Source organism: Ruegeria sp. HKCCD7559, assembly GCF_013110575.1.
Lineage (GTDB): Bacteria > Pseudomonadota > Alphaproteobacteria > Rhodobacterales > Rhodobacteraceae > Ruegeria.
In genome coordinates, this window is sequence record NZ_WVQU01000014.1 from 12,103 (window position 1) to 36,945 (window position 24,843).

The window sequence follows — 24,843 nt, forward strand, 5'->3', positions numbered from 1 at the left end:
GACAGAACCCTTGGTTGGTCAAAAAACGGAAGATCATCCCTTTCATTCATCTGGTTGACAAATCGGAACACAGGGACGGCACAATCATGCATTATCAATCGACTGTCGTGGATCCCTGAATGCCTTTCCGGTTACCAATCTCTAATGGGAGTACCCTTTTATGACATTAGCGACATTTGTGCCCAAAGCCTCCATCGCGTATCCGCCTTCCATGATAAACTGTGTGGAAAGGTCCAGAGCCCGGATCTGGCGCCCGATTTCGATGTAATCCGGGCTGTGCAGTTCGAATCCGCCAACGGGATCGCCCGCGAAACTGTCCACTCCGAGGGAAATCACAAGCACATCGGGGGCATAGTTGCGGGTCCTGTGTAGCGCGATTTCCAACGCTTTGCTCCAAGCGCGGAAATCGGTTCCACGCGGCATCGGAAGATTCAAATTATACCCCTTGCCCGGACCGAAACCGGTCTCGGTGTCATAGCCCATCAAAAAGGGGTACTCGTCCTCCGGCCGACAGTGGAGCGACGCAAAGAACACATCGGCCCGGTCATAGAAGATGGCCTGCGTCCCATTCCCGTGGTGATAGTCGATGTCCAGGATCGCCACACGCTTGGCCCCCTTGTTGCGGTGCGCCTGCGCGGCGATCGCAGCATTGTTGAGATAGCAATAGCCGCCTGCCATATCCTGCGAGGCGTGGTGCCCGGGCGGACGGCAGATGGAAAACACGGCTTGTTCTCCATCTTGGATCAGATCAACCCCTGTCAGGGCAATATCCTTGGCGGACCGGATCGCCTGCCATGTCCCTTTGACAAAGGGCACACATACGTCGAACGTATAGCAGCTGAGCATCGAATGCACCGAGGCGTTCGGCACCTGATCCATCCCGCGCATCCCAAAGGTATAGGCAGTGGCAAAACCGCCGGTGCCGAATTCGTCTTCCCATAGCGGATAACAGCGTTCCAGAAAGCTGACGAAAGCAGGGTCATGAACCTGATGCGCCACGTCCAGCCCATAGGTGGCTGGCGGGATGACATCCGTGAACCCGGCTTCGGCAAGCGCGGTCATGATCATATTCATGCGCTCGGGGCTTTCCGACATGGGTATCATCTGGTCATAGCGCATTTCCTTGGCACCGGCATGATCGCGATGATCGTCTGAATAGATCAGTTTCATGGCTTATCCATTTACAAAATGATTTTGGTATTTGCGCTGCCAGGCTTGGCAAAACCGGTCCGCCGTGATCGCGATGACGGCCATTCCTATCCCGGCCACTAAGCCCTGACCAAAATTACCGGCAGAAAGACCGATATAGACCTCTTGTCCCAGCCCGTTTGTCCCGACCAGTGCCGCAATGACCAGCATTGCGATGCCAAACATGATCGACTGGTTCAGCCCCAGCATGATGTTTGGCAGGGCCAGCGGCAGCTTGACCAGAAACAACATCTGTACGCGTGTTGTGCCCAAACTGGTTGCGGCTTCCGTCACGGTTTTAGGCACATGCCGAAGCCCGTGTTCCGTGTAGCGGAATGCCGGCACAAAGGCGTAAGAAACAATGGCCAGAAGCGCGGTGAACTCTCCGATCTTGAACACCATGACAATGGGGATCAGCAGCACAAAGGGTGGCATTGTCTGTAGCGTGTCGTTGACAGGCCGCATGATGCGCGAGAGCCAGTCATACTGCGCCGCCGCCGCACCAAGCAATGCCCCGATGACAAAGGAAAGACCCACTGCGATCGAGCAGAGATAAAGCGACAGCATTGCCTTGTCCCAGCTGCCCGACACCAGAAGAAAGGTAAGCCCAAGCAGGGTTCCGGCTGCAAGTCGGCCCCCTCCCAGACGATAGGCGAAATAGGTGAGGATGGCGATCAGCGCCAGCCAGGGCATATCCGTCAACCCGATATAGAACAGCAGCCCACCCAACGGGACCGTCACGGCCAGACCCGGACGCTTCCGCTGCCAGAGCCACGCGGTGCCGAAGACCAGCAACGCGACATAGGCCACTGTGTGCCAGATTGTCAGAGCGAACCCCCAGGTGAACGGGCTGACCGTTTTGTCGAAACCAATTTTCAGGGGCAGCATAACAAAGAAGAGGCTGGCATTCTTGACCGCGTCCACCAAGGGTTTGAGGTTGATTACGAACCATGTGATCGCGCGATTAAGTGGTTCCGCCAGATCAAACTGCCAAGTTTCAGGCCATTGCGCCAGAAACGGAACGACCTGCGCCACAGCCAGAGCCAAAACCACGACCCCGATCAGACGCAGTGGAAAGGCGTATCGCTGCAACGTTGTTTTCCGGGTCAGCGTCACACCTTCGCGCTCGGCCAGACCAAAAGTGATCCGATCCAGGATCATCGCCATCAGGGCAATCACGATACCGGCCACCAGACTTTCACCAAACTGCGCTTTGCGCATGGTCGACAGAACCTCCCAGCCGATGTCGGCGGTGCCGCCGATGATCGAAGCAATGATTACCATCGAAAGCGATGCCATGGTGGTCTGGTTGATCCCGATCAGAATCTGCCGCAACGCAGTCGGGAACCGCACGCGCCAGAACAGCTGGCCTGGGGTGGCGCCGGACATGAGGCCGGACTCGATGATATCGGAGGGCACGCCGCGCAGCCCCAGAATGGTATTCCGCACCATGGGCGGGAAGGCGAACAGAATAGAGGCGACCAGACCAACAACCGGCCCGAAACCAAACAGCAGGAGGATCGGCAATAGATAAGCAAAGGCTGGAATAGTCTGAGAAATATCCAGCAGCGGGATGATGACGCGCTCGGCTCGAGTTGAGGCATAGCCCCACACCCCAAGAGCAAAGCCGACCAGAACGGCCATCGGAACCGAGATGAAGACAAGAGCAAAGGAATTCATCGCTTCTTCCCACAGGCCAACGCACAGCACATAAATCAGGCTGAGCACCGTAAACACTGCCAGATCGCGCCCGCCCGCCCTGTAGCCGATCATTGTTATCGCCGCGACGAAGGCGCTCCATGGCAGCCAATGCAGCAAGGCACGCACCCAGTCCATGGGATAGGTGAAAAGCAACGTGATCACTTTGAAGAAGGGTTCGAAATTGGCCACCACCCAATCCATGATGACATTCAGGACATCCGTGATCGGCAGTTCCAGCGCGCCAGGGAATTTCGCAATCCAGGGCACTTGCCCCATAAGAAGGACACAGAGCAGCGAAAACACAATGACTGCTGGCCATCCAAAGGATTGTTTTTGCAATTTGCCCGGATTGCTCGTTATCGCAATATCGCTGGGCATTTCACACCTCCCCTGAGGAAGCGGCGAGTGTTTTCATGAGTGAAGCAGGCGTCACGACGCCAAGAACACCTCCGTCGGCCCCATCGACAACCACCCCCTTGGGGCTGCGGACAAGTTCCGTGATGAGGGCTTCGGCCACCATCGCGCCCGGAACATGCGGCAGGTCGCCGATGTCGCCTTCGGGTGGGACCACGCAGGCTTCGGCCCGCATGACACGGATACGGGGAACTTCGCTAGTGAATTGTGCGACATAGTCATCGGCAGGATTCAGTATCAGATCTTCGGGCGTTCCAATCTGTACCACCTTGCCATCACGCATGATCGCCATGCGGTCAGCGATGCGCAGCGCTTCAAGAAAATCATGAGTGATGAAGACGATGGATTTGTGCAACATCTTCTGAATACGCAGAAATTCATCCTGCATTTGTCGTCGGATCAAAGGATCCAACGCCGAAAACGGTTCATCCAGAAACCAGACATCCGGCTCAACCGCAAGCGAGCGCGCGATGCCAACCCGTTGTTGCTGCCCGCCTGACAATTGGCCGGGAAAGCTTGACTCACGCCCTTCGAGATCGACCAACTTGATGACACGCTGGGCATGTTCAAGCTGTTCAGCAAGCGGCATCCCCTGAAGTTTTAGCGGAAAGGCTACGTTTTCAAGAACCGTCAGATGCGGCAGAAGCCCAAAGTTCTGAAAAACCATGCCCATCTTGTGGCGGCGGATGTCGATCAACTCTCGGTCGGATTTCGCCAGCAGGTTCTCTCCGTCCAACAGGACTTCGCCATAGCTGGCATCAACCAGCCTGGACAGACAGCGAACGACCGTCGACTTGCCCGAACCCGACAGGCCCATAATCACGAAGATCTCGCCCACATGGACATCGAAACTGACGTCTATGGCTGCTGGAACATGGACTTCGGACCGCATGCGGTCAGCCAGTGCATCACGATCTATCTGATAGCCGTAGGTGTCAAAGTAGTATTGCGGCCGGGGGCCATAGACCTTCCACAGATTGCGACAGGAAAGCTTTACCGCGCGTTCCTCTGGTGACTCGTGCTGTCCCACAGCAGATCCTCTCATATTGTTAACGCCCGGCACCCTGTGCCGAGCGTCAAAGGCATCTGAACGACTTAGTTAATCCAGACCGACCATTGGTCTTCGTTGTTCGTGATCCATTCCTGAACAACCTCTTCCAGCGGTCTGCCGTCCTGATCTACGGCAAAGATCATTGCGTTTTGATCTTCGTTCGTCAGAGCGAACTGCTCAAGAAGCGCCGCCGCTCCGGGCCAGGTTTTCGCCAGCGAATTGGAGGCGATTTTCTTGACCGAAGCCTGAGCGAACCCGCAGGCTGTCTCGCGCTGCTGGTCTTCTTCGACGCACTCTCCGTCAATCGGGTTCCACTCAACCCAATTCATATCAACTTCGGCAAAGATCCAATGCGGTTGCCAGAACATCATCAGAATAGGGTCTTTGGACGCCAGTGCGCTTTTCAGTTCGGCCACCATTGCACCTTCGGAACCGCCGGGGACCGGTACGAAAGGCAGGCCAATCCCTTCGGCAACGGACTTGGAACGGGTGCCCCAGTCCGCCGGGTAAGTGATCAACCGGCCATCGGGGAATGTCTCGGCTGTGGCGAACGCCTGCGCACAGTCGAAGAGCGCCTGATAGTCGGGTAGGCCGGGGCACTTTTCAGCCATGTAGTCAGGGTACATCCAACCTTCTCGGGGGATGAGGCCCAGTTCTCCCATGTCGACAATCGCACCCGATGCCAGACCGTCGGTGTAAACGTCTGTGATGGAATTGTCCCAAACCTCGGGATTGAAATGCAGCTCATTCTGGGCCAGCGCGGTAAACTGTGGCAGACCGCCTGCGGTCACCAGCTCGACGTTGTAGCCCTTTTTCCTCAAAAGTTCCGCTGCAATGTTGGCTGACAGGTGCTGTCCTGTCCATTCATTGACCGCAATTTTGATTGGTTCTTCGGATTCAACCTCGGCAGTTGCCATAGATGCGGCCAGCATTGCAGCCGACAGGACCAGCGCGGTTTTCAGTTCTTTGATACTTTGTTTCACGTATTCTCCTCCCTGAGAGTGTTCAGTTTGTGGTTTCCAAAAGCGCTGCGCGCAAACTCTCGCGTTCGTTGGCATAATCATGGCTGATGTCCGGCGAACGCTGGCGGGTGCTCCAATTTGGATCGGCCAGCAACGGCGCGTCTGTAGCTTCACCCAGCGTTTGCCCGAGGATCAGATCAGCAGCCCGTTCCGCCAGCATGAGCGTGGGGGCATTCAGATCCCCCGCGGTCGCCTGCGGCATGACCGAACTGTCTACAAGACGAAGGCCATCCACACCTTTGACCCGCATGGTCAGCGGATCGACGACCGCGCCGTCGTCCGTCCCCATTCGGCACGTCCCGCAGGGGTGATAGGCGCTCTCGACCTTTTCCTTGATGAACTGGTCGATGCACGCATCGCTTTGGTGGTCATCCCCCGGTGCGATTTCCCTGCCCCGATACGGGGCAAAGGCCGGTTGGGCAAAGATCTCACGGGTCAGGCGGATGCAGGCGCGCATTTCCAGCCAGTCGTCTTCGTGAGTCATATAGTTGAAACGCACGCGCGGCGGTTCTGAGGGGTCCGCGCTGCGCAGTCGGACCCAACCCCGGCTTTTTGAACGCTTGGTTCCGACATGGACCTGGAATCCGTGGCCATCAGCCAGGGACTTGCCGTCATAGGAAATTGCCAACGGCAGGAAATGGTACTGGATATCGGGATAGATGATCCCGGCCCGACTGCGTATGTGCCCACCGCTTTCAAAGTGGTTGGTGGCCCCAAGTCCCCCCTTAGTCAAAAGCCAGCGCGCACCGATCATCGCCTTGCCCAGCAGCGACATATGCGGAAACAAAGAGACAGGCTGTGTGCATTCCTGCTGCAGATAGACCTCAAGGTGGTCCATCAAATTTTCGCCCACGGCATCATTCGCTGCGATCACCTCGATCCCATGCTTGTCCAGTTCCTCTGGTGGCCCGATCCCGGACCGCTTGAGGATGGTGGGCGACATGATGGAACCGGCGCTCAGGACAACATCCCGCGTGGTGCGAACGATTTGAGAGGTGCCTTTTCGGGTGAACTTGACCCCTACCGCCCGGCGGCCTTCAAACACAATGCGTTCGACAAGCGCATGAGATAGAACACGGACATTGCCCCGCTTGATCGCGGGATACAGATAGCCCACGGCGGCACTGGCACGTTTGCCGCCGCCGACCGACATTTCCATCGGGCCGACGCCTTCATGCTGGCGCTCGTTCATGTTGGGGCTGACGGCATAGCCCGCCTCGCGGCCCGCTTCGACAAACGCGGAATAGAGAGGATTGCTTTCCTTGCCTCGTGTCACCGATATCGGACCCTGCGTGCCGCGCAAGGGACCGCCGCCTTTTACGTTCTCAAGGCGCTGGAAATAGGGCAGGACATTGGCCCAGTGCCAGCCTTCGGCCCCGCGCGCGGACCACAATTCGTAGTCCATCGGATTGCCGCGCACATAGCACATCCCATTGATCGAAGACGACCCGCCCAACCCTTTGCCGCGCGGCAAGTTCATGACACGCCCGTCCAAACCGGGTTCCGGTTCAGTCCACATGCCCCAGTTGAAGCGTTTGGTGTTCATCGGAATCGACAGCGCCGTCGGCATCGTCACGAACAGTGATTTATCGCTGCCGCCAGCCTCCAGCACCAGAATCCGAAGCTTGGGATCCGCGCCCAACCGGTTGGCCAGAACACAGCCGGCCGAACCTGCGCCAATGATCACGTAATCATAGAACCCGAGGTCACTTGATCCGTCGTTGTTGTGGACACTGTTCATGCAAACACATCTCCGCCGGATCAGTCGATCATCACGTAGTATTTCAGCATGGGTTCCGTCTGCTTCCAGTATCCCCGGAACCCCTTGGGCACGAGGAAGGCATCGCCCTTGGAATAGGTTTCCGAGAACTCTTCGTTTTCGAGTGTGACCGAGCCTTCGATGACATACATGAATTCGTGGCAGGGATAGGATTCATAGAACTCTGTATAAGCAGTGGAACGCCAGACGCCGGCGCGAATACCAGGAGTTTCGTTCTCAAAGTAAATGTGATCCAACCCAAGGGGCTGCTCAGTAAGAAGCTCAGCCGTCTCTAACGGTATGTCAGCTGTGGTTTTCCAACCTGTCGGTCCGTTAGCTTCAAATTTTATGGGGGTATTCATGTGGTTTCTTCCTTAGTCGGATCATCTTTGCGATGATGAATTTCGGCGACGTTAGAAGGCAAATGCTCAAAGGTGAAATTACTATTTGTGCCGTATGGAAACCTGAGGTTACCCTAGGCCATGCAAATCAAACCAACTTTGACCTCATTGCGCGCCTTTGATCTTTTTGCTCGGACGGGCACGTTGACCGAGGCCGCGACCGTTCTGAATGTCACACGCCCAGCCATAAGCAAGCAGATCAAGGAATTGGAAACGATCACGGGCTGTCAGCTGGTTTCACGCGCCGGTCCCAACGTCACCCTTACCGCGCAGGGGGCCGAACTGGCCGCAGGACTTCGTCAAGCTTTCGATCTGATTTCAGCAACGACCGAACGCCTTACCGAAAGCGACCTTCGTTCAGATTCCGTGCGCGTCCTGGTCGAAAGAGATTTCGCGTCATCCTGGCTTGCTGAGAAAATCGGAACATTCCTGATCGACCATCCCGGTATTTCCGTTGAGATTATCGCCGAACGCAATGGGCGGCTGCGGAATGCAGAAGACTTTAGTTTTCGGATATTCTACGGACCACAAGGAAGTTTTGAATCTACGGATCTTACAGAGGAGTTTCTGTGCGACTGGATCGACATCCCCCTCTGTACACCGGAATATGCCGCAAGACACATAAGCGACGGTGGTCAGTATCAAGATGCGCGCTTCCTGCTCGACAAAAACTACAACCCCTGGGACCAATGGTTTGAAAAAGCTGGCATTGGAAGCCCCGGAGAATCTGCCGCCTTTACCAGCTTCAATGAAACCTCCCTATGCCTTTCAGCCGCGCTTTCAGATGCCGGAATAACCATTGGCGATAGTTTCTTGTGTCTTCATTCTATCGAAACCGGGCGTTTGATCGCCCCCTTTAAAATCGGTTCGCGTAGCACCGAACGTTATGCGATCTGCCGCCCTTCGGGGCGTAGGTTGTCGGCAAGTGAACTTAAATTCAAACAATGGCTGGTCCGCGAAATCGAAGAGTTCGAAAAAAAGGTAGATCGAGTCATTCGGCGAAAAGGGATCAAAGTGATTTGACACTCAATGAAAACACAACCGCTTGGTCGTGCTGCCCAAGTAGGCGAAGCTATGTTTGCTATGATCGTTCGCAGGCAAATCGGTTATGACAGAGACCGATGCAGCTTCATCCACAATAGCGGACGTTTTTACGAAACGTATTGTGGCGCACCAATCAGGCTCAGCCAATTCGACAAGGCTCCCAAGCCTGAGAAAGACCAAGCGACCAGTCCAGTTTGAGCCGACGGTAAACACGCGCGAAACCGTCTTGGCCTGGGTTAAATTACCCGAGTTGTTTGCGTGCCGTTTCATGTTCCCCAGCCGGTTCCATGACCGCCCACACATCTCAACCCGCCAGTATGGACGGCTTGTTTGAGACTGGGTAACTGCGATTGGCCTAGAACCGAGCGGGTACGGCACGCACACGCTCTGCCGGACAAAGGCAGCAAAGATATATCGAAAGACCGGTAACATCCGTGCGGTCCAACTGTTGCTCGGCCATACTGAGGTTGAAGGCACTGTTCGCTATCTCGGCGTCGAATTGGAAGACACCCTGAGCATCGCTGAGCGCATCGATATTTGAGCCACCTTGCCGAACAGTCCAGCCGTTCGCCATTCCAAAGCCGGTATCTGTTTCTCATGCGGCTTTGGCCGGTGCTGAGCCCGTACCGGATCTGTTAAAAATGTGCTGAACGAGCAAAGTGGTAGAACAATTCTGCACCGGCATGGAAAACCGGTCTGCGCTGCAGCGAAGATCTCGGCCATTCATGCAAGGTGCAGCGAATATTGAAGCCGTGAAACTGCACGGTGCGGGACAGAACCGCCGCTCATTTCACCTGACAACAGGTATCTGTTGTAAGGGCTGTTGATCTATGTTTGAGCAGCCTCATCTGACTGGTCCAAGTTGATTGTTAGTGCATCATCGGCCTGTGATCCATCGGGACGATGGTTTCGGGCGCTGGCGGGCGATAGCCCAGAGCATTGTGGGGGCGTTTTGTGTTGTAGTGTCTCCTCCATTGTTCGATCAGAATTTGAGCTTCGCGCAGGCTGTAGAAGATCTCACCGTTGAGCAACTCGTCCCTGAACCTGCCATTGAAACTTTCACAGTATCCGTTCTCCCACGGGCCGCTAGGTTCGATGTAAGCCGTCTTGGCGCCGACGGCGGCGATCCAGTCTCGGACGGCCTGGGCGACAAATTCCGGCCCGTTATCCGAACGTATGAAACCGGGTGCGCCACGAAGGATGAACAGACCCGTCAGGGCATCGATCACGTCGATCGAGTTCAGTTTTCGCTTCACTTTTATCGCAAGGCACTCCCGGCTGTGCTCATAAAGGATGTTCAGCGTCCGAAAAGCTTTGCCATCGTCGGTTCGGCAATGAACGAAGTCATAGCTCCATACATGATTGCGATACTCCGGCCTCAGCCGAACACACGACCCATCGTTCAGCCAGAGCCGTCCTTTCTTTGGTTGTTTCATTGGTACCTTCAGCCCCTCTCGCCGCCAGAGCCGTTCAATCCGCCCATCACTGACAGACCATCCAGCCTTTCTCAGCAGCGCTGTGTTCCTGCGATAGCCATATCGCCCGTATTGACGGGTCAGCTCAATCATGTCGGCCACCAGCGGGTCTTCGTCTTCGCGACCTTGTGGGACCCGCCGCTGCGTAGACCGGTGTTGCCCCAGCACGCGGCAGGCGCGTCGCTCAGATACTTTGAGCTGGCTGCGGACATGATCGATGCAGGCACGACGACGAGCGGGGCTCAGTAGGGCTTCGCGTTCAGGCCTGCAAATCATCCACTGGATGATTTACTTTACGGCCTTCATCCTTTGTGGCTTCCGTCAGGATCAGTTTGTCCAACGTCAGATCTGAAACCGCGCGTCTCAGTCGCTCGTTCTCTTTCTGAAGCCGTTTCAGTTCTTTCAACTGGTCTACGCCCATTCCGCCGTACTTCTTTCGCCAGCGGTAATAGGTTTGTTCAACAACGCCAATCTGTCTGATCGCATCGAGACGGGACATGCCTTGCCCCATCAGAACTTCAACCTGCCGTAACTTCGAGACAATCTCTTCGGGCTTCGGTCGCTTGTTTGCTATTCGTGGTCCTCTGTTTCCTAAACCTAACGGTGGACCAGTTTAGTTGGGGAGGCTCAGTACTTACTGCCCCCAAATCCTGGGACCGCAGCGCTTGTCCAAACAGCAGATCGCGTTCGCGCGCAGATGGCCATGATTGTTTGAACCGAAAACTCGAAATACTGGAGTAGGGCGCAGATATTAGGGTCAGGGCTGGGTTTTCCGCCCCGGCTTCTCAGGCATTGTCCTTCCGTCAATCGGGTCTTACTCGAAGAAATCTGAACATCCGATCTATGCGCAAAGAACTTGACGTCGCCGATTGCCTGCGGATTAACCGCTGCGAACAGCGGCTCGTGCCAATGCGGCGATCAGGTCGGTCCGCGTGACAATCCCTACGATGCGATCGTATTCGAGGACAGGGACGGCGTCGACATCCTCAACCGCCATCATCGGAAGCAGCACCCCGAGGGGTGAATTTGTCGTCACGCGCGGGCCTGCCACCTCCATGATGTCACCCGCAGTCACAGGCATCTCCCTTTTGCGATCCAATAAACGATTGAGTGTCGAAAAATATCCGCGCTTCAACCTGATTGCGTCTTCACGGGCCTGTCTGATCAGATGCATCTGAAAAATGACGCCCAGAAACTTTTCGTCGTTTCCGACGACAGGAAGAGAGATGAACCTGTGCCTTTTGAACAGCTCGGCAACCTCTCCGAGCGCCGTTTCGGGACCCACTGTGATCAGACTGAAGGACATGACATCTTTTGCCGTCAAAGGGGCGGTCACGTGTGTTGCCGCCTGCAGTTCCGCCGCGCTGATCAGGCGTGCCAGATCCTCGACCCCCAGATTGAAGGAGTGTCGGTAGCGCTCCAGAATACCTGCAAGTTCTTCTTCGGACAGGCCAAGGCGCTCTGAGGGGTTCTTTTCTTCCGATTGATTATTGCTCGGATCGTCGAATTGCCGGAATGGATAGCGACGTCCGGTGATCCGGGCATAGACTGTCGCAAGGATGACAAGGACACAGGTTCCGACCGCAATCGGTGCAAGCGCAAACCAGAACCCCAATTGCGCGATGGCCTCGGGATTCAATGCGGCCGTCATGGCGACGGCTCCTGCCGGCGGATGAAGCGCCCGGCACAGGATTGTTGCGGTAATGGCAAGCCCAACTGCAAGCGCAACGCGTAGCGCCGGGTCTGCGATTGTCATGCAAACAGCCACGCCGACAAGGGCCGCCACCGTATTGCCGACAACGGCGGACCAAGGCTGCGCGAGCGGGCTATTTGGGACAGCAAAGAGCAAGACAGAGGTCGCTCCGAAGGGTGCTACAAGATAAAGACCCAAATCCAGATCGGAACCCGGAGTCAGAAGGAACAGTCCCGTCAGCCCAAGACCGACAAGAGCACCCAGACCCGCACGAGCCGCTTCAATCGGTGAAACGCGGGAAACGGCCGGCCCGAGAGATCTGAGAATATACACGGCGCAGGCCCCATCCTTCTTCTTCTGCGCACAGTTTCAGCAGAATGCAAAAAGTTCAACCGCAGGGTTGCAGAGAGAGAATGCCGACCAACGACTTTGCCACTTTATTGGATGGGCGACATGGGAATTGGAAGCTGCTTGAAAGTGGGTAAATTTTTCAACACATCAGGCTGCTCTTTTGCACATCAAGGCTAAAGCAGATGGCCTGGCCCTTGGCGACCAAAGCTCCAGTCGTTTTCTACCCAGCATTTCCAACGATATGCCACGCACGGCGCAAGACACAGGACGGATGTTAAAAGTGCATTTGCCGAAGCTGGTCTCCCTCTCAGATACAAGCTTGAAGCATGTTTGTCGGCGGATTTGAGCCCTTTTTGTCAACATCAATTGAGGCCCGCTCAATCGGGTTGTCTTCTATGTTTTAGCTGGACAAACGAGGGTAGGCCGCTTTCGGACTTTGCGAGAGGATACTTTTTGCTGCGTCACCCATGGCACCCATGGCGATCTCGTGCCACGATTTGTAGTCCGAGGCGAGGTTAAGAACCGGCCAGTCGCTGCCGAACAGCAGCCTCTCTGGGGCATAAATGCCAAGAATGTGGGCAATGTAAGGCTCAAGGCTGCTTGGCTTCCAATCGGTCGAGGCTTCGGTCACAATGCCCGACAGTTTACAAAACACCTGCGTGTTTTCGGCAATGTCAGCCATGTCCTGCGCCCAGCCCTCATAGGCCCCATTGCGGATTTCGGGCTTGGCGCAATGGTCAATGACGACTCGCAAATCGGGGTATTTTGCCAGAAACGCTTTGAGATGGTGTAGATGGTGGGGCAATACCAGAGCATCGAATGTCAGATCATTTTCGACCATGGCAGCGATAGCCGGAAGCAGATCATCGCGCAGCATCCAAGCGTCATCGGGAATGTCCTGTATCATCGGGCGTAGTCCAAGAAGCTTTGGATGGGCCGCCAATCGCGCGATCGAGGCTGGTGCCGTTTCGGCGGCAAGGTCCACCCACCCGACAACCCCTCGTATCCAGTCATGCGTGTCTGCAAGAGACAGCAGGTATTCAGTCTCGGCCTCAGTATCGGCGGCCTGAACCGCGATGGTTCCACTGATACCCGCCTCGTCCAGCAAAGGTTTCAAATCCTTGGGCAGAAAATCGCGATATAGCGTTTCAAGCTCGGGTGTCAGCCAGCCGTAATCGCCTCGATCGAGCTTCCAGAAATGCTGATGCGTGTCGATGACCATGCTAAAACCTGTGATCATGTTTTTTGTTAAGCCGCCTTAAGCGGCTCCGAATTCCGGTGTTGATCCACCGTGAAGCAACGTCAGTTCCCGGGCCAGTTCCCGGTGCATATTCACGATTTCGTCCAGAGAGGGGACTTTCAGATCGTCGACACGTTCCAGATAGGGGCAGCTCAGCACCGCTGCGGCCCTGCCGCCCGGGCCAAAAATCGGGAAAGCCACATTGGTTACACCGATCGCAGTTGCAGACGGCATTTTTTCATAGCCCAAGCGTCGGATGCGGGCGATATGCTCCATGAACTCGCTACGGTCCAGCGGGGGTTCACCTACGGCAAGGCGGTGCTGCTCGATCAGGTCCTCGACTTCTTCATTTGAACGGAAGGCCGCCAGCACCCGGCCAGAGCCTGTATTCCCCAGCCCCACGACGGTTCCGGTTTTCAGCGCAAGGCCCCAATTGCCCGGAGACTCCGCTGAGGCCACGATCACGATATCACCGTTGCTTTCCATTCCCATATGGCAGGATTGCCAAGTTTTTCGTGTTATCGCGCGCATACGGGGCAGGGCACTTTCGATTACCCGTCCAATCGGCGGGTGTCGCTGCGAAATAGCGAACATCTTCAGGCCAAGTGAATATCGATCGCCTGACAGGGACCGGATGACATACCCGCGCCGTACCAGTGTCGAGAGCATCCGGTAAATCTCAGACGGGGACCGTTCCAGCGCCTTTGCGACCTCTCCCTGGGTCAGTCCCTCACCGTGGTCAGCCAAAAGCTCGATGATATCCAGGCCTTTTTCCAGCGCGGGTGCGCGGTATTTGTCGGTGATGTCGTCCATACAGTGCCCTGTCGCGCAATATTCCTGATTGATTTTCAGTCATTGGGAAGGCTAAGTCAACATTGATTTATAGATGAATAAATGTTTTAAATACGAACAAACAACAAGCATCGCTTGATTGCATCAGGGAGGACATGATGAAAAAATCCAGCATTTTAATGGGTTTGATGGTCGGAACAGCGATAGTCGCAGCCGTCGAATCGGCAGGTGCGTCGGATTGGGGGAACTTTGATGGCGTGACCATCGAGGCGAAACTGATCGGCGGACAACAATACGAAGGTCTCTATGGCCGTATTGCCGAATGGGAAGCTGCGACCGGTGCCAAGGTCGACATTATTTCGAAAAAAAGCCACTTCGAGATCGACAAGGAAATCAAGTCGGACATGGCCGCTGGGACCACCAGCTGGTGCGTGGGTTCAAACCACTCTTCCTTTGCGCCCCAGTATGAAGGGCTCTATGTTGATCTGAACGAGCTGGTTCCAGCGGAAACCATTGCCGAATTCGTTCCGGGCAACATTGGCGCCTCGACGGTCGACGGCCAGCTTTTGATGCTGCCGCGCGCGCAGTTTGACGTTTCAGTGCTTTATTACCTGAAGTCGAACTATGAAGACGCCGACAAGGCCGCCGCGTTCAAGGAAAAATACGGCTATGATCTGGCTGTTCCCGAGACGTGGGAGCAGGTCAAAGATCAGGCGATCTTTTTTGCCGACCCTCCGAATTTCTACGGCACTCAGTATGCAGGCAAGGATGAGGCCATCGTGGGTCGGTTCTATGAGATGGTTGTCGCCGAGGGCGGCAACTATCTGGACGAAAACAAGAAACCAATCTTCAATTCCGAGGCAGGTCAGCGCGCGCTGCAGTGGTTCGTAGACCTGTACGAGGCCAAGGCGGTTCCGGCTGGCACGACGTCCTATGTGTGGGACGATCTGGGGCAGGGCTTTGCCAGTGGAACCGTGGCGCTGAACCTGGACTGGCCGGGCTGGGCCGGGTTCTTCAACGATCCGGAATCGTCCAAGGCTGCTGACAACGTCGGCGTTGCTGTGCAACCCATGGGTTCGGCGACGCGGACCGGTTGGTCCGGGCATCACGGGTTCTCGGTCACCAGTGACTGTGCAAACAAAGACGCCGCAGTATCGCTTGTTCAGTTCCTGACCAGCGAGGAAAGCCAGTTGGCCGAAAGCGCTGGTGGCTCGCTGCCGACACGGACAGCCGTTTGGGAGGCCAACGTCGCTGCGGCGCAAGCTGGTGATGACGCATTCCGCGCCGAAGCTCTGGCCGCGTTTGCCGAAGGTGCGAAATACGCCTTTGCGGTACCGCCAATCCCGGAATGGGGCGAGACCACAAACCTGGTCTTTCCGGAACTGCAGGCCGCCATCGTTGGCGACAAGACTGTACAGCAGGCGCTGGACGATGCCGCGGCTGCGGTGGACGAACTGATGCGGGAATCTGGTTACTACTGAACCCGGACCCACAAGTATCCGCGGCGGGTGTTCCGCTGCGGGTGAACCCCCAAGACCCCCAAAAGGTGCACCATGACCCGCCGCCGCTTGCCCGAGTGGTTAGTCCTTCTGTTGCCTGCGATCATCGTGATTGCCGCAGTTGTTCTGATCCCTCTCATCTTCTCGCTCTATTCCAGCTTCACGTCGTACAAGCTGACGCGGCCTTCGACGCTGTGGAAATGGGTGGGGTTCTTCAATTACGAAAAAATCCTGACCGATGCGAAATTCTGGGCGGCGTTCGGGCGCACGGTGCTGTTCCTGACCATCGTTCTGAATCTGGAACTGCTGTTGGGACTGGGCATTGCGTTGATGATGAACAAGGTCACATGGGGGCAGCGTACGCTGCGCACGATCCTGATGTTCCCGATGATGTTCTCGCCCATTCTTGTTGGCTTTCAGTTCAAGTTCATCTTCAACGACAATATCGGGCTGGTGAACAACGTGTTGCAATCGGTGGGCTTCCAAAATGCCTCGCTGCCGTGGCTGGTGGACGGCAACCTTGCGATGTTCTCGATCATGTTCGCGGAAATCTGGATGAGCACATCCGTCTTCGCCATTCTGATCCTGGCCGGTCTGTTCGCCATGCCGCGTGACCCGCTCGAGGCCGCCAAGGTCGATGGCTGCACCGCCTGGCAGACCTTCCGCCACATAACTCTGCCGTTCCTGATGCCATTCATTTTTATTGCCATGACCATCCGCTCGCTGGACGTCGCACGGGCCTATGACATCGTGCAGATCATGACAGGCGGCGGCCCTGCCCGTCGCACGGAACTGTTGTGGACGTTGATGAGCCGCACCGGCTATGTCGATGCCCGCATGGGGCTGGCGAACGCGATGGGTTATATCTCGATCCTGCTGTCGATCCTCTTCACCATCTATTTCTTCCGCAAGCTCAGCGCCGCACGTGCTGAACTGGGAATGGCGGGGTAGGGCCAATGGACCGCAATCTAGCACATCGCAATCGCCGCCGCGCCCTGAAAACTGCGCACTTCATCGGGCTGTTCCTGATTATGTCGATCATTTGCATTCCCGGGCTCTGGATTGTTCTCAACTCGTTCCGTCCAACGGTCGAGATTATGGCCAAACCGCCGGTCTGGACCCCCAGCTTTACGCTAGACCACTACCGCGCCATGTTCGGCGGCGCGGGCGAGGGCGGTGTGCCAGTGTTCAGCTATTTCCGCAACTCGCTGATCGTTTCGGTCGTCTCAACCTTTATCGCGATCCTGATCGGCATGTCGGGCGGCTATGCCTTTGCCCGCTATCGCTTCAAGGGCAAATCGGGCTATTTTGTCGGGCTGATGCTGTTCCGCGCGGTTCCCGGTGTGGCGTTGTCGCTGCCCCTGTTCATCGTGTTTGCCCGGGTCGGCATCATCGACACCCATTTCGGCCTGATCCTGGCCTATGTGGCGATGAACGTGCCGTTCACCATCTGGTTGACCGACGGGTTCTTCCGCCAGATCCCGAAAGAGCTGCACGAAGCGGCAGAAATTGACGGCTGCACCCGCTGGCAGGCATTCTGGAGGGTGGAATTTCCGGTGGCGCGCTCGGGCGTTGCCTCAGCGGCGATCTTTGCCTTCCTCACCTCGTGGAACGAATTCGCGCTGGCGTCGCAGCTGACCCGCTCGGTCGGGTCCAAGACGATGCCTGTGGGTCTTTTGGATTTTACCGCCGAATTTACCATCAACTGGGGGGGAATGTGCGCGCTTGCGGTTCTCATGATCGTGCCCGCGCTGGTCCTGACCTTCATCGTCCAGAAACACCTGATTGCCGGCCTGACCTTCGGCGGCGTCAAAGGATAAGAAAATGACCGAAGTTACCCTTTCCAATGTCGTCAAGAAATATGGCAAGCATCAGGCTGTGCACGGCATCGACCTGGGCATCCATGACGGAGAGTTCGTCGTGCTGGTCGGCCCTTCGGGCTGCGGCAAGTCGACGACGCTGCGGATGATTGCCGGACTCGAAGAAATCTCCGGCGGCGAGATCGCCATCGGCGGCCGTGTCGTCAATGACCTGCCCCCGCGCGAACGTAACATCTCGATGGTGTTCCAGAACTATGCTCTGTATCCGCATATGACCGTGCGCGAAAATCTGGGCTTTTCACTGAAGATCGCCAAGCGGCCCGTGGATGAGATTGCCAAATCTGTGGCCGAGGCGGCGGGCATTCTGGGACTGGACGAGTTGATGGAGCGCAAGCCCGCCGAACTGTCGGGCGGTCAGCGCCAGCGCGTCGCAATGGGCCGCGCCATCGTGCGGCACCCCGACGTGTTCCTGTTTGACGAGCCGCTGTCGAACCTTGACGCCAAGCTGCGCACCCAGATGCGGGTCGAGATCAAGAAGCTGCACCAGAAGGTCGGCAACACCATTATCTACGTAACACACGATCAGGTCGAGGCGATGACGCTGGCGGATCGAATCGTTCTGATGCGCGGCGGCCATATAGTGCAGGTCGGCACCCCGCTGGACCTGTTCAACACGCCGGTAGATACCTTCGTGGCGACCTTCATCGGCTCGCCGCCGATGAACCTTGTCGATGGAGAGGTGTCCGGTGGCACCCTTCGTCTGAATGGCGGTATCGAGCTGTCCGTTCCCGCATCCGCGCGGTCACTTGTTCGCGACGGCCAAAAGGTGCGGTTCGGTTTCCGCGCCGACAACCTGATGCCAGTGGGCCACTCGGTCGAGGAAGAAGGCGAGACCGCAGAGCTGGACCTGTCCGTCACGCTGACGGAACCACTTGGCACCGAGACGCTGCTGTTCGCCGACCTGGCCGGGGTCGAGGTCCAGGCCAAGATGTTCAATCCGCGCCCCGTCGCTCCGGGCGAGGCGATGAAGTTCCGCCTGATGCTGGACAAGACCCATGTCTTTGACGCTGCATCGGGCAAGGCGATCCGGGGGTAAGCATGGCGACAATCACTCATATTGAACTGCGCATGATCGATCTGGTGCCCAAGGTGAAACGGGTCGACGCCATTCAGACCTTTGTCAGTCAAGAAACCCCGATCCTTACTGTCTATGACAGCGACGGCGCCAGTGGTACGGGCTATTCCTATACCATTGGCACAGGTGGGCCATCTGTCATGGCGCTGCTGGAACACACGCTGGCCCCGATGCTGACCGGGCGCGACCCGGACCGGATCGAAGGCATCTGGCGCGACCTGCTGTTTGCCACTCACGCGACAGCGGTGGGCGCAATCACCTCGTTGGCGCTGGCCGCCATCGACACCGCGCTTTGGGATCTGCGTTGCCGCAAGCAAGGTCTGCCGCTTTGGAAAGCCGCCGGGGGATCGCGCGAAAAAGTGCCGCTTTATTCCACCGAGGGCGGCTGGTTGCATCTGGAAACGCAGGCGCTGGTCGATGACGCGCTGGCGATGCAGGCACAGGGCTTTCGCGGCTCAAAAATCAAGATCGGCCGCGATCACCTGAGCGAAGATGACGCGCGTCTGGGGGCGGTCCGGTCTGCCCTGGGTGGCGGGTACGAGATTTTGACCGATGGCAATCAGGGCTTTACTCTGTCCGAAGCGATCCGCCGGGCGCGGGTTCTCGAGGAGCACGGGATAGGCTGGTTCGAAGAACCGCTGCCCGCCGATGATGTGGCAGGCCATGTGCAACTAGCGCAACACACCAGCGTGCCGATTGCGGTGGGCGAAAGTATGTATTCGCTGAGCCAGTTCAAGGATTACCTGCAAATGGGCGCGGCCTCGATCGTGCAGGTGGATGTGGCCCGGATTGGTGGCATCACCCCGTGGCTGAAGGTGGCGCACATGGCCGAGGCGTTCAACGTCATGGTTTGCCCGCATTTCCTGATGGAGCTGCACCTGCCGCTGGTGTGCGCTATCCCTAACGCAAAATGGCTGGAATACATCCCGCAATTGGACACCGTGACCAACGGCCCAATCCGGATTGCGGACGGTCACGCCATCCCTTCTGATGAACCCGGTTTGGGTATCGATTGGGATTGGGATGCGATTTCGCGGCTTTCCGAGGTCAAAACCGTCAAGGAAGGTGCATGATGCAGCGCATGGGCATGGTAATCGGGGTCAAACCCGAGATGATCGAAGAATATAAGCGCCTGCACGCCGCCGTCTGGCCGCAGGTTCTTAAGCAGATCAGAAACAGCAACATTCGCAACTATACCATCTTCCTGCGCGAGCCGGAAAACCTGTTGTTCGGGTACTGGGAATATCACGGCGAGGATTTCACTGCGGATATGGCCAAGATGGCCAAGGACCCGGTGACTCAGGAATGGTGGACCCATACCGACCCCTGCCAGTCGCCTCTGGCCAGCCGCGCCGAGGGCGAGCAATGGTCGATGATGCAAGAAGTATTTCACACGGATTAAAAGCTATGACTGACACAACGGGCCGTCTGGCCGGAAAAAAGACACTCATCACCGCCGCAGGCCAGGGCATCGGACGGGCGACGGCCGAGCTGTTCGCCGCCGAAGGGGGCGAGGTCATCGCCAGCGACATCAACGAGGATGCGCTGGCGGAATTGGCTAACAACCCGCGTGTCACTGCGCTGAAGCTGGATGTGACCGATGGCGCCGCAGTAGAGGCCGCCGTTACAGATATCGGCCCGCTGGACGTTCTGTTCAACTGCGCGGGCTATGTGGCGAACGGCACCATTCTGGAATGTGACGAAAAGGACTGGGATTTCAGCTTTGATCTGAACGTCAAGGCGATGTATCGGCTGATCCGTCTGACCCTGCCGGGAATGCTGGACAACGGTGGCGGATCGATCATCAACATGTCCTCGGTCGCGTCCTCGATCAAGGGCGTGCCGAACCGGTTTGCCTATTGCGCGTCCAAGGCGGCGGTGATCGGTATCACCAAGGCAGTGGCCGCTGACTATGTCACCCGTGGCATTCGCTGCAACGCGATCTGCCCGGGCACCGTTGACAGCCCCTCGATGCACGGACGTTTGCGCGCCACCGGCAACTATGAACAGGCACTGAAGGACTTCATCGCACGTCAGCCGATGGGCCGCATCGGAACCGCCGAAGAAATCGCGGCATTGGCACTGTACCTCGCCAGCGACGACAGCGCCTTCACCACAGGACAGAACCACGCCATCGACGGCGGCTGGTCCATTTGATTTGCAGGAGAATTGAGAGATGAAACTGTTGCGCTATGGCCCGGTCGGGTCCGAAAAACCGGGTTTGCTGGATGCCGAAGGGAACATCCGCGACCTGTCGGGTGTTGTTGATGATGTTTCGGGCGACACTCTAAGCGACGCCGCGCTGGACAAGTTGCGTGGCATCGACCCTGACTCATTGCCGTTGGTCGATGGCGACCCGCGTATCGGCGCCTGCGTGGGCCAGGTGGGAAAATTCATCTGTATCGGCTTGAACTATGCTGACCACGCCGCCGAAAGCGGCATGGAACTGCCGCTGGAGCCGGTGATCTTCTTCAAGGCCACTTCCTCGATCTGCGGGCCGAACGACGACACCGAAATCCCGCGCAGCTCGGTCAAGACCGATTGGGAGGTCGAGTTGGGCGTGGTGATCGGCAAGCACACCAAATACGTCAATGTCGAAGAGGCGCTGGACCATGTGGCAGGTTATTGCGTCATCAACGACCTGTCCGAGCGTGATTTCCAGCTGCACCGCTCGGGCCAATGGGTCAAGGGCAAGTCGGCGGACACGTTCGGCCCGATCGGTCCCTGGCTGGTGACACGGGACGAGGTTGCCGACCCGCAGAACCTGCCCATGTACCTAGAGGTCAACGGCCACCGCTATCAGGACGGCTCGACCCGGACCATGCATTTCGACGTGGCAACCGTTATCTCGCACCTGTCGCAATTCATGTCGCTGCAGCCCGGCGATGTAATCTCGACCGGTACGCCTCCGGGTGTCGGTATGGGGCAGAACCCTCAGACCTATCTGAAGCCTGGCGACGTTGTTGAACTTGGCATCGAAGGGCTGGGTGTTCAACGTCAGAACGTGGTGGCGGGCTGATGGTTACCATTACCGACCTGAAAACCTTCGACCTGCGGTTCCCGACCTCAGACTCGCTGGACGGGTCAGACGCAATGAACCCCGACCCGGACTATTCCGCCGCCTATGTGGTGCTGGAAACCGATGGCGCGTATCAGGGCCATGGCCTGACCTTCACCATCGGGCGGGGGAATGAGATTTGCATTACCGCTATTGAGGCGATGCGGCACCTGCTGGTCGGTCTCGATCTGGATTGGGCGCGCGAAGACATGGGACGGTTCTGGCGCTATGTCACCGGCGACAGCCAGTTGCGCTGGATCGGGCCGGACAAGGGTGCAATCCATCTGGCCACCGGTGCGGTGGTCAATGCGGTCTGGGATCTGCTGGCGAAAGAGGCCGGCAAGCCCGTCTGGCAACTGGTCGGGGAAATGACGCCCGAGGAAATCGTGCAACTTGTCGATTTCCGCTACATGACCGATGTTCTGACCAGGGACGAGGCGCTGGACATTCTGCGCAGGGCCGAACCGGGCAAGGCGGACAGGATCGCAAAGCTGAGGGCCGAAGGTTATCCCTGCTATACCACCTCGGCAGGATGGCTGGGCTATTCCGACGATAAGCTGCGCCGCTTGTGCCGCGAAGCGCGCGAGGCCGGATTTACCCATACCAAGTTCAAGGTGGGCCGCGAACTGGCCGACGACATCCGCCGCCTGACTATCGCCCGCGAGGAACTGGGCGAGGGCATGAACATCATGATCGACGCCAATCAGGTATGGGAGGTCGATCAGGCTATCGACTGGGTCAAGGAACTATCATTTGCGCGACCTTTGTTCATCGAGGAACCCACCAGCCCCGACGATGTGGTTGGGCACAGAAAAATCCGTCAGGCAATTGCCCCGATCAAGGTGGCGACGGGTGAAATGTGCCAGAACCGCATTCTGTTCAAACAGTTCATTGCCAACGAGGCTATTGATTTCGTGCAAATCGACAGCTGTCGTCTGGGCGGTTTGAACGAAGTGCTTGCGGTACAGCTGATGGCAGCAAAATTTGGCTTGCCGGTCTGGCCCCATGCCGGCGGCGTGGGCCTGTGCGAGTATGTGCAGCATCTGTCGATGATCGATTATGTGGCGATCACCGGTGAAAAAGACGACAAACGCATCGAATTTGTCGATCACCTGCACGAGCATTTTGTCGACCCCTGCATCGTGGAGAACGGTGCCTATCAGGCACCTGTGGCGCCGGGGTTTTCCATCGAGATGAAGGCAAGCTCGATCGCCGATTATCAACATCAACCATCTGCAACGCAAACCGCCGAGCAAGGAGCGGCCTGATGCGACAGAACCTCATTGGGAATACCGGTGTGCGCGTGACCGAGGCATCGTTTGGCTGTGCGAGTATCGGAAACCTGTACCGCCCAGCGACCGACGCGCAGGTGGATGAGGTGCTGCAATGCGCTTGGGACGCGGGAATCCGTTATTTCGATACCGCACCGCATTATGGTCGCGGCCTGTCCGAAATGCGACTGGGCCGCTTCCTTACGCGGTATCCCCGCGACGAATACGTCATTTCAACCAAGGTTGGGCGGGTGCTGTCACCCGGATCAGCGATGGTCGAGGCCGATGGCTTTGTCGATCCGCTGCCCAACGCGGTGCGCTATGACTATTCAGGCGACGGGATTGAAGCTTCGCTGGAACACAGTTTTGGCCTTCTGAATACCAACTACGCAGATATCGTCTATGTCCACGATATCGGTGAATACACTCACGGACAGGACAATAGCGCCCATATGGAAGCCTTCCTCGGGTCGGGATATGAACGGCTGGTAAGGTTGAAGGAGCAGGGCAAAATCCGGGCTTTCGGGCTGGGCGTGAACGAAAACCAGATTTGTCTCGACGTAATGGACCATGGCCCCATCGACGTGATCCTGTTGGCTGGTCGGCTAACACTTCTGGACCGATCGGCAGAACAGGAGCTCACCGCCAAATGCCGAGCGCTAGGTACCAGCCTGGTACTGGGCGGCGTGTTCAATTCGGGCATCCTCGCTACCGGCCCGGTCGAAGGAGCAACCTATGATTATGTCCCGGCATCACCGGAAGTCATCGAGCAGGTAAAAAACCTTCAAACAAGAGCCGAGGTGCTTGGGCTGCAACTGGCAACTGCGGCGCTTCACTTTGCCAAACGGCATGAGTTGGCAGCCTCTGTCCTGTTGGGAACAGCTAGCGCGCGGTCATTGCAACGAAACCTTACTGCATTGGATGGACCAACGCCTGATGAGTTTGACAGTCATTTCAGGCGAGGATTTTGACGTGCAAGATGATGACAGGCGCAATCCGCCTAGCCGATAACCTAGGGTCAGAATTCATAGCCAAAAAGATGACGGTAGCCGCCTGTGCGATGGCTGAGAGGAAGACCTTTGGGCACCTGTCGTATCGGGCTGCCACACGTCGCCAATCTTTCAACCTTCCGAACATGATCTCGTATCACTGCCCGACAGTGCATTGCACAGCAATGTCACGAGAGGGGGGGTGCGACTATGTAGCGACGCTTGTCGTACTTCACCGCTTTTTTTGGCTGCTTCCGGATTGGGATGCACATGCGTATCCCTTTGTCTTTCAACGTTTCCCGGAACCAATCAGCGTCATATCCGCGATCTCCGAGCAGCCATTCGACATCTGGCAGGCTGCTCAACAATGCTCGTGCGCCGATGTAATCACTCATCTGCCCAGGCGTCACAAACATGTTAAGTGGGCGCCCCCTGCTGTCGCGGATGACACGCCGTTTGGTGTTCATGCCGCCCTTGGTTCGGCCCCTCTCGGCAGCATCCTTCGGATGCGCCTGCCAGGCAGTGAATCAGGTGTCCACGCCCCCCTTTTTGACGCTCATGCTGGTCGCTGTGCGGTGCGCCTTCAGGTAGGTCGCGTCCACTGCCCGGCAGTCGAAACGCAGTTTCGATGAGAGGGGATCATCACGGTCTTATCTTCTCCGTGCTCAGCGGCCAATCCGGCCATCATCCGCGCAAAGATGCCCTTGTGGCTCCAACGTTTCCAGCGGTTGTAGAGCGTCTTATGCGGGCCGTATTCCTTCGGCGCATCGCGCCAGCGCAAACCATTGCGATTAATGAAGACTATCCCGCTCAACACCCGCCGGTCATCGACGCGGGGTTTGCCATGAGACTTTGGCAAGAAGGGCTCAAGACGCGCCATCTGGGCGTCGGTCAGCCAAAACAGATCAGACATGTTCACCGCCCGTTTTTCGAACCGTGA

Annotated in this window: 20 protein-coding genes and 3 pseudogenes; 12 read left to right on the forward strand and 11 right to left on the reverse strand. The window is 57.1% G+C overall.

What is annotated here, in order from left to right; genetic code table 11:
- Positions 1-141: 141 nt before the first annotated feature.
- The 6 genes from GS605_RS20320 to GS605_RS20345 all read right to left on the reverse strand — a co-directional run bounded on the left by GS605_RS20320 (position 142) and on the right by GS605_RS20345 (position 7,497).
- On the reverse strand, positions 142-1,170 hold the full coding sequence (locus GS605_RS20320) for a histone deacetylase family protein (RefSeq protein ID WP_171725132.1): 1,029 nt from the start codon (positions 1,168-1,170) through the stop codon (positions 142-144).
- 3 nt (positions 1,171-1,173) lie between these two features.
- Positions 1,174-3,267 (reverse strand): proline/glycine betaine ABC transporter permease, encoded by a 2,094-nt coding sequence (locus tag GS605_RS20325; RefSeq protein ID WP_171725133.1) that lies wholly within the window; start codon positions 3,265-3,267, stop codon positions 1,174-1,176.
- Between the two features lies 1 nt (position 3,268).
- Complete coding sequence (locus GS605_RS20330) at positions 3,269-4,333, reverse strand: glycine betaine/L-proline ABC transporter ATP-binding protein (protein WP_371807784.1); 1,065 nt, start codon at positions 4,331-4,333, stop codon at positions 3,269-3,271.
- A 65-nt stretch (positions 4,334-4,398) separates the two neighbouring features.
- Positions 4,399-5,337 (reverse strand): ABC transporter substrate-binding protein, encoded by a 939-nt coding sequence (locus GS605_RS20335; protein WP_371807785.1) that lies wholly within the window; start codon positions 5,335-5,337, stop codon positions 4,399-4,401.
- 22 nt (positions 5,338-5,359) lie between these two features.
- Positions 5,360-7,117, reverse strand: a complete 1,758-nt coding sequence (locus GS605_RS20340) for a choline dehydrogenase (protein WP_171725135.1) — start codon at positions 7,115-7,117, stop codon at positions 5,360-5,362.
- Positions 7,118-7,137: 20 nt separating this feature from the next.
- Entirely contained in the window at positions 7,138-7,497 is a 360-nt protein-coding gene (locus GS605_RS20345; protein WP_171725136.1) for a cupin domain-containing protein, read from the reverse strand.
- A 120-nt stretch (positions 7,498-7,617) separates the two neighbouring features.
- On the opposite strand from GS605_RS20345, the gene GS605_RS20350 reads away from it, so the two are divergent.
- Both GS605_RS20350 and GS605_RS21140 read left to right on the forward strand, forming a co-directional pair.
- A complete protein-coding gene (locus GS605_RS20350; protein ID WP_171725137.1) occupies positions 7,618-8,559 on the forward strand; it encodes a LysR family transcriptional regulator in 942 nt (313 codons plus the stop codon).
- 193 nt (positions 8,560-8,752) lie between these two features.
- Positions 8,753-9,121: pseudogene (locus GS605_RS21140) on the forward strand (tyrosine-type recombinase/integrase); the annotation flags it as partial.
- A gap of 328 nt (positions 9,122-9,449) precedes the next feature.
- On the opposite strand, the pseudogene GS605_RS20355 reads toward GS605_RS21140, so the two are convergent.
- The 4 genes and pseudogenes from GS605_RS20355 to GS605_RS20370 all read right to left on the reverse strand — a co-directional run bounded on the left by GS605_RS20355 (position 9,450) and on the right by GS605_RS20370 (position 14,152).
- Positions 9,450-10,629 (reverse strand): annotated as a pseudogene (locus tag GS605_RS20355) (IS3 family transposase).
- Positions 10,630-10,935: 306 nt separating this feature from the next.
- Positions 10,936-12,081: an HPP family protein gene (locus tag GS605_RS20360; RefSeq protein ID WP_171725138.1), complete on the reverse strand. Its 1,146-nt coding sequence runs from the start codon at positions 12,079-12,081 to the stop codon at positions 10,936-10,938.
- A 418-nt stretch (positions 12,082-12,499) separates the two neighbouring features.
- Positions 12,500-13,339 (reverse strand): amidohydrolase, encoded by an 840-nt coding sequence (locus tag GS605_RS20365; RefSeq protein ID WP_253283368.1) that lies wholly within the window; start codon positions 13,337-13,339, stop codon positions 12,500-12,502.
- Between the two features lie 18 nt (positions 13,340-13,357).
- Entirely contained in the window at positions 13,358-14,152 is a 795-nt protein-coding gene (locus tag GS605_RS20370; protein WP_171630722.1) for an IclR family transcriptional regulator, read from the reverse strand.
- A gap of 137 nt (positions 14,153-14,289) precedes the next feature.
- Between GS605_RS20370 and GS605_RS20375 the strand changes: the two genes are divergently transcribed.
- From GS605_RS20375 to GS605_RS20420, 10 genes are all read left to right on the forward strand, one after another.
- Complete coding sequence (locus tag GS605_RS20375) at positions 14,290-15,612, forward strand: ABC transporter substrate-binding protein (RefSeq protein ID WP_171725139.1); 1,323 nt, start codon at positions 14,290-14,292, stop codon at positions 15,610-15,612.
- A 72-nt stretch (positions 15,613-15,684) separates the two neighbouring features.
- A complete protein-coding gene (locus GS605_RS20380) occupies positions 15,685-16,581 on the forward strand; it encodes a carbohydrate ABC transporter permease (protein WP_171630712.1) in 897 nt (298 codons plus the stop codon).
- Between the two features lie 5 nt (positions 16,582-16,586).
- Positions 16,587-17,450: a carbohydrate ABC transporter permease gene (locus GS605_RS20385; protein WP_171630711.1), complete on the forward strand. Its 864-nt coding sequence runs from the start codon at positions 16,587-16,589 to the stop codon at positions 17,448-17,450.
- 4 nt (positions 17,451-17,454) lie between these two features.
- Positions 17,455-18,546 (forward strand): ABC transporter ATP-binding protein, encoded by a 1,092-nt coding sequence (locus GS605_RS20390; RefSeq protein ID WP_171725140.1) that lies wholly within the window; start codon positions 17,455-17,457, stop codon positions 18,544-18,546.
- 2 nt (positions 18,547-18,548) lie between these two features.
- On the forward strand, positions 18,549-19,658 hold the full coding sequence (locus GS605_RS20395; protein ID WP_171725141.1) for a mandelate racemase/muconate lactonizing enzyme family protein: 1,110 nt from the start codon (positions 18,549-18,551) through the stop codon (positions 19,656-19,658).
- The gene (locus GS605_RS20400; RefSeq protein ID WP_253283369.1) at positions 19,655-19,987 is read left to right on the forward strand and encodes an L-rhamnose mutarotase; all 333 of its coding nucleotides are present in this window, start codon (positions 19,655-19,657) and stop codon (positions 19,985-19,987) included. Before GS605_RS20395 ends, GS605_RS20400 begins: the two co-directional genes overlap by 4 nt.
- 5 nt (positions 19,988-19,992) lie before the next feature.
- The gene (locus GS605_RS20405) at positions 19,993-20,742 is read left to right on the forward strand and encodes an SDR family oxidoreductase (protein ID WP_171630705.1); all 750 of its coding nucleotides are present in this window, start codon (positions 19,993-19,995) and stop codon (positions 20,740-20,742) included.
- 19 nt (positions 20,743-20,761) lie between these two features.
- Positions 20,762-21,604, forward strand: a complete 843-nt coding sequence (locus tag GS605_RS20410) for a fumarylacetoacetate hydrolase family protein (RefSeq protein WP_171725142.1) — start codon at positions 20,762-20,764, stop codon at positions 21,602-21,604.
- Positions 21,604-22,911, forward strand: coding sequence for an L-fuconate dehydratase (locus GS605_RS20415; RefSeq protein ID WP_171725143.1), 1,308 nt, complete (start codon positions 21,604-21,606; stop codon positions 22,909-22,911). The genes GS605_RS20410 and GS605_RS20415 overlap by 1 nt, the downstream gene beginning before the upstream one ends.
- Positions 22,911-23,885, forward strand: a complete 975-nt coding sequence (locus GS605_RS20420) for an aldo/keto reductase (protein WP_171725144.1) — start codon at positions 22,911-22,913, stop codon at positions 23,883-23,885. The genes GS605_RS20415 and GS605_RS20420 overlap by 1 nt, the downstream gene beginning before the upstream one ends.
- A 64-nt stretch (positions 23,886-23,949) precedes the next feature.
- Here the strand turns inward: GS605_RS20420 and GS605_RS20425 are convergent.
- Positions 23,950-24,816 (reverse strand): annotated as a pseudogene (locus tag GS605_RS20425) (IS5 family transposase); the annotation flags it as partial.
- Between the last annotated feature and the right edge of the window lie 27 nt (positions 24,817-24,843).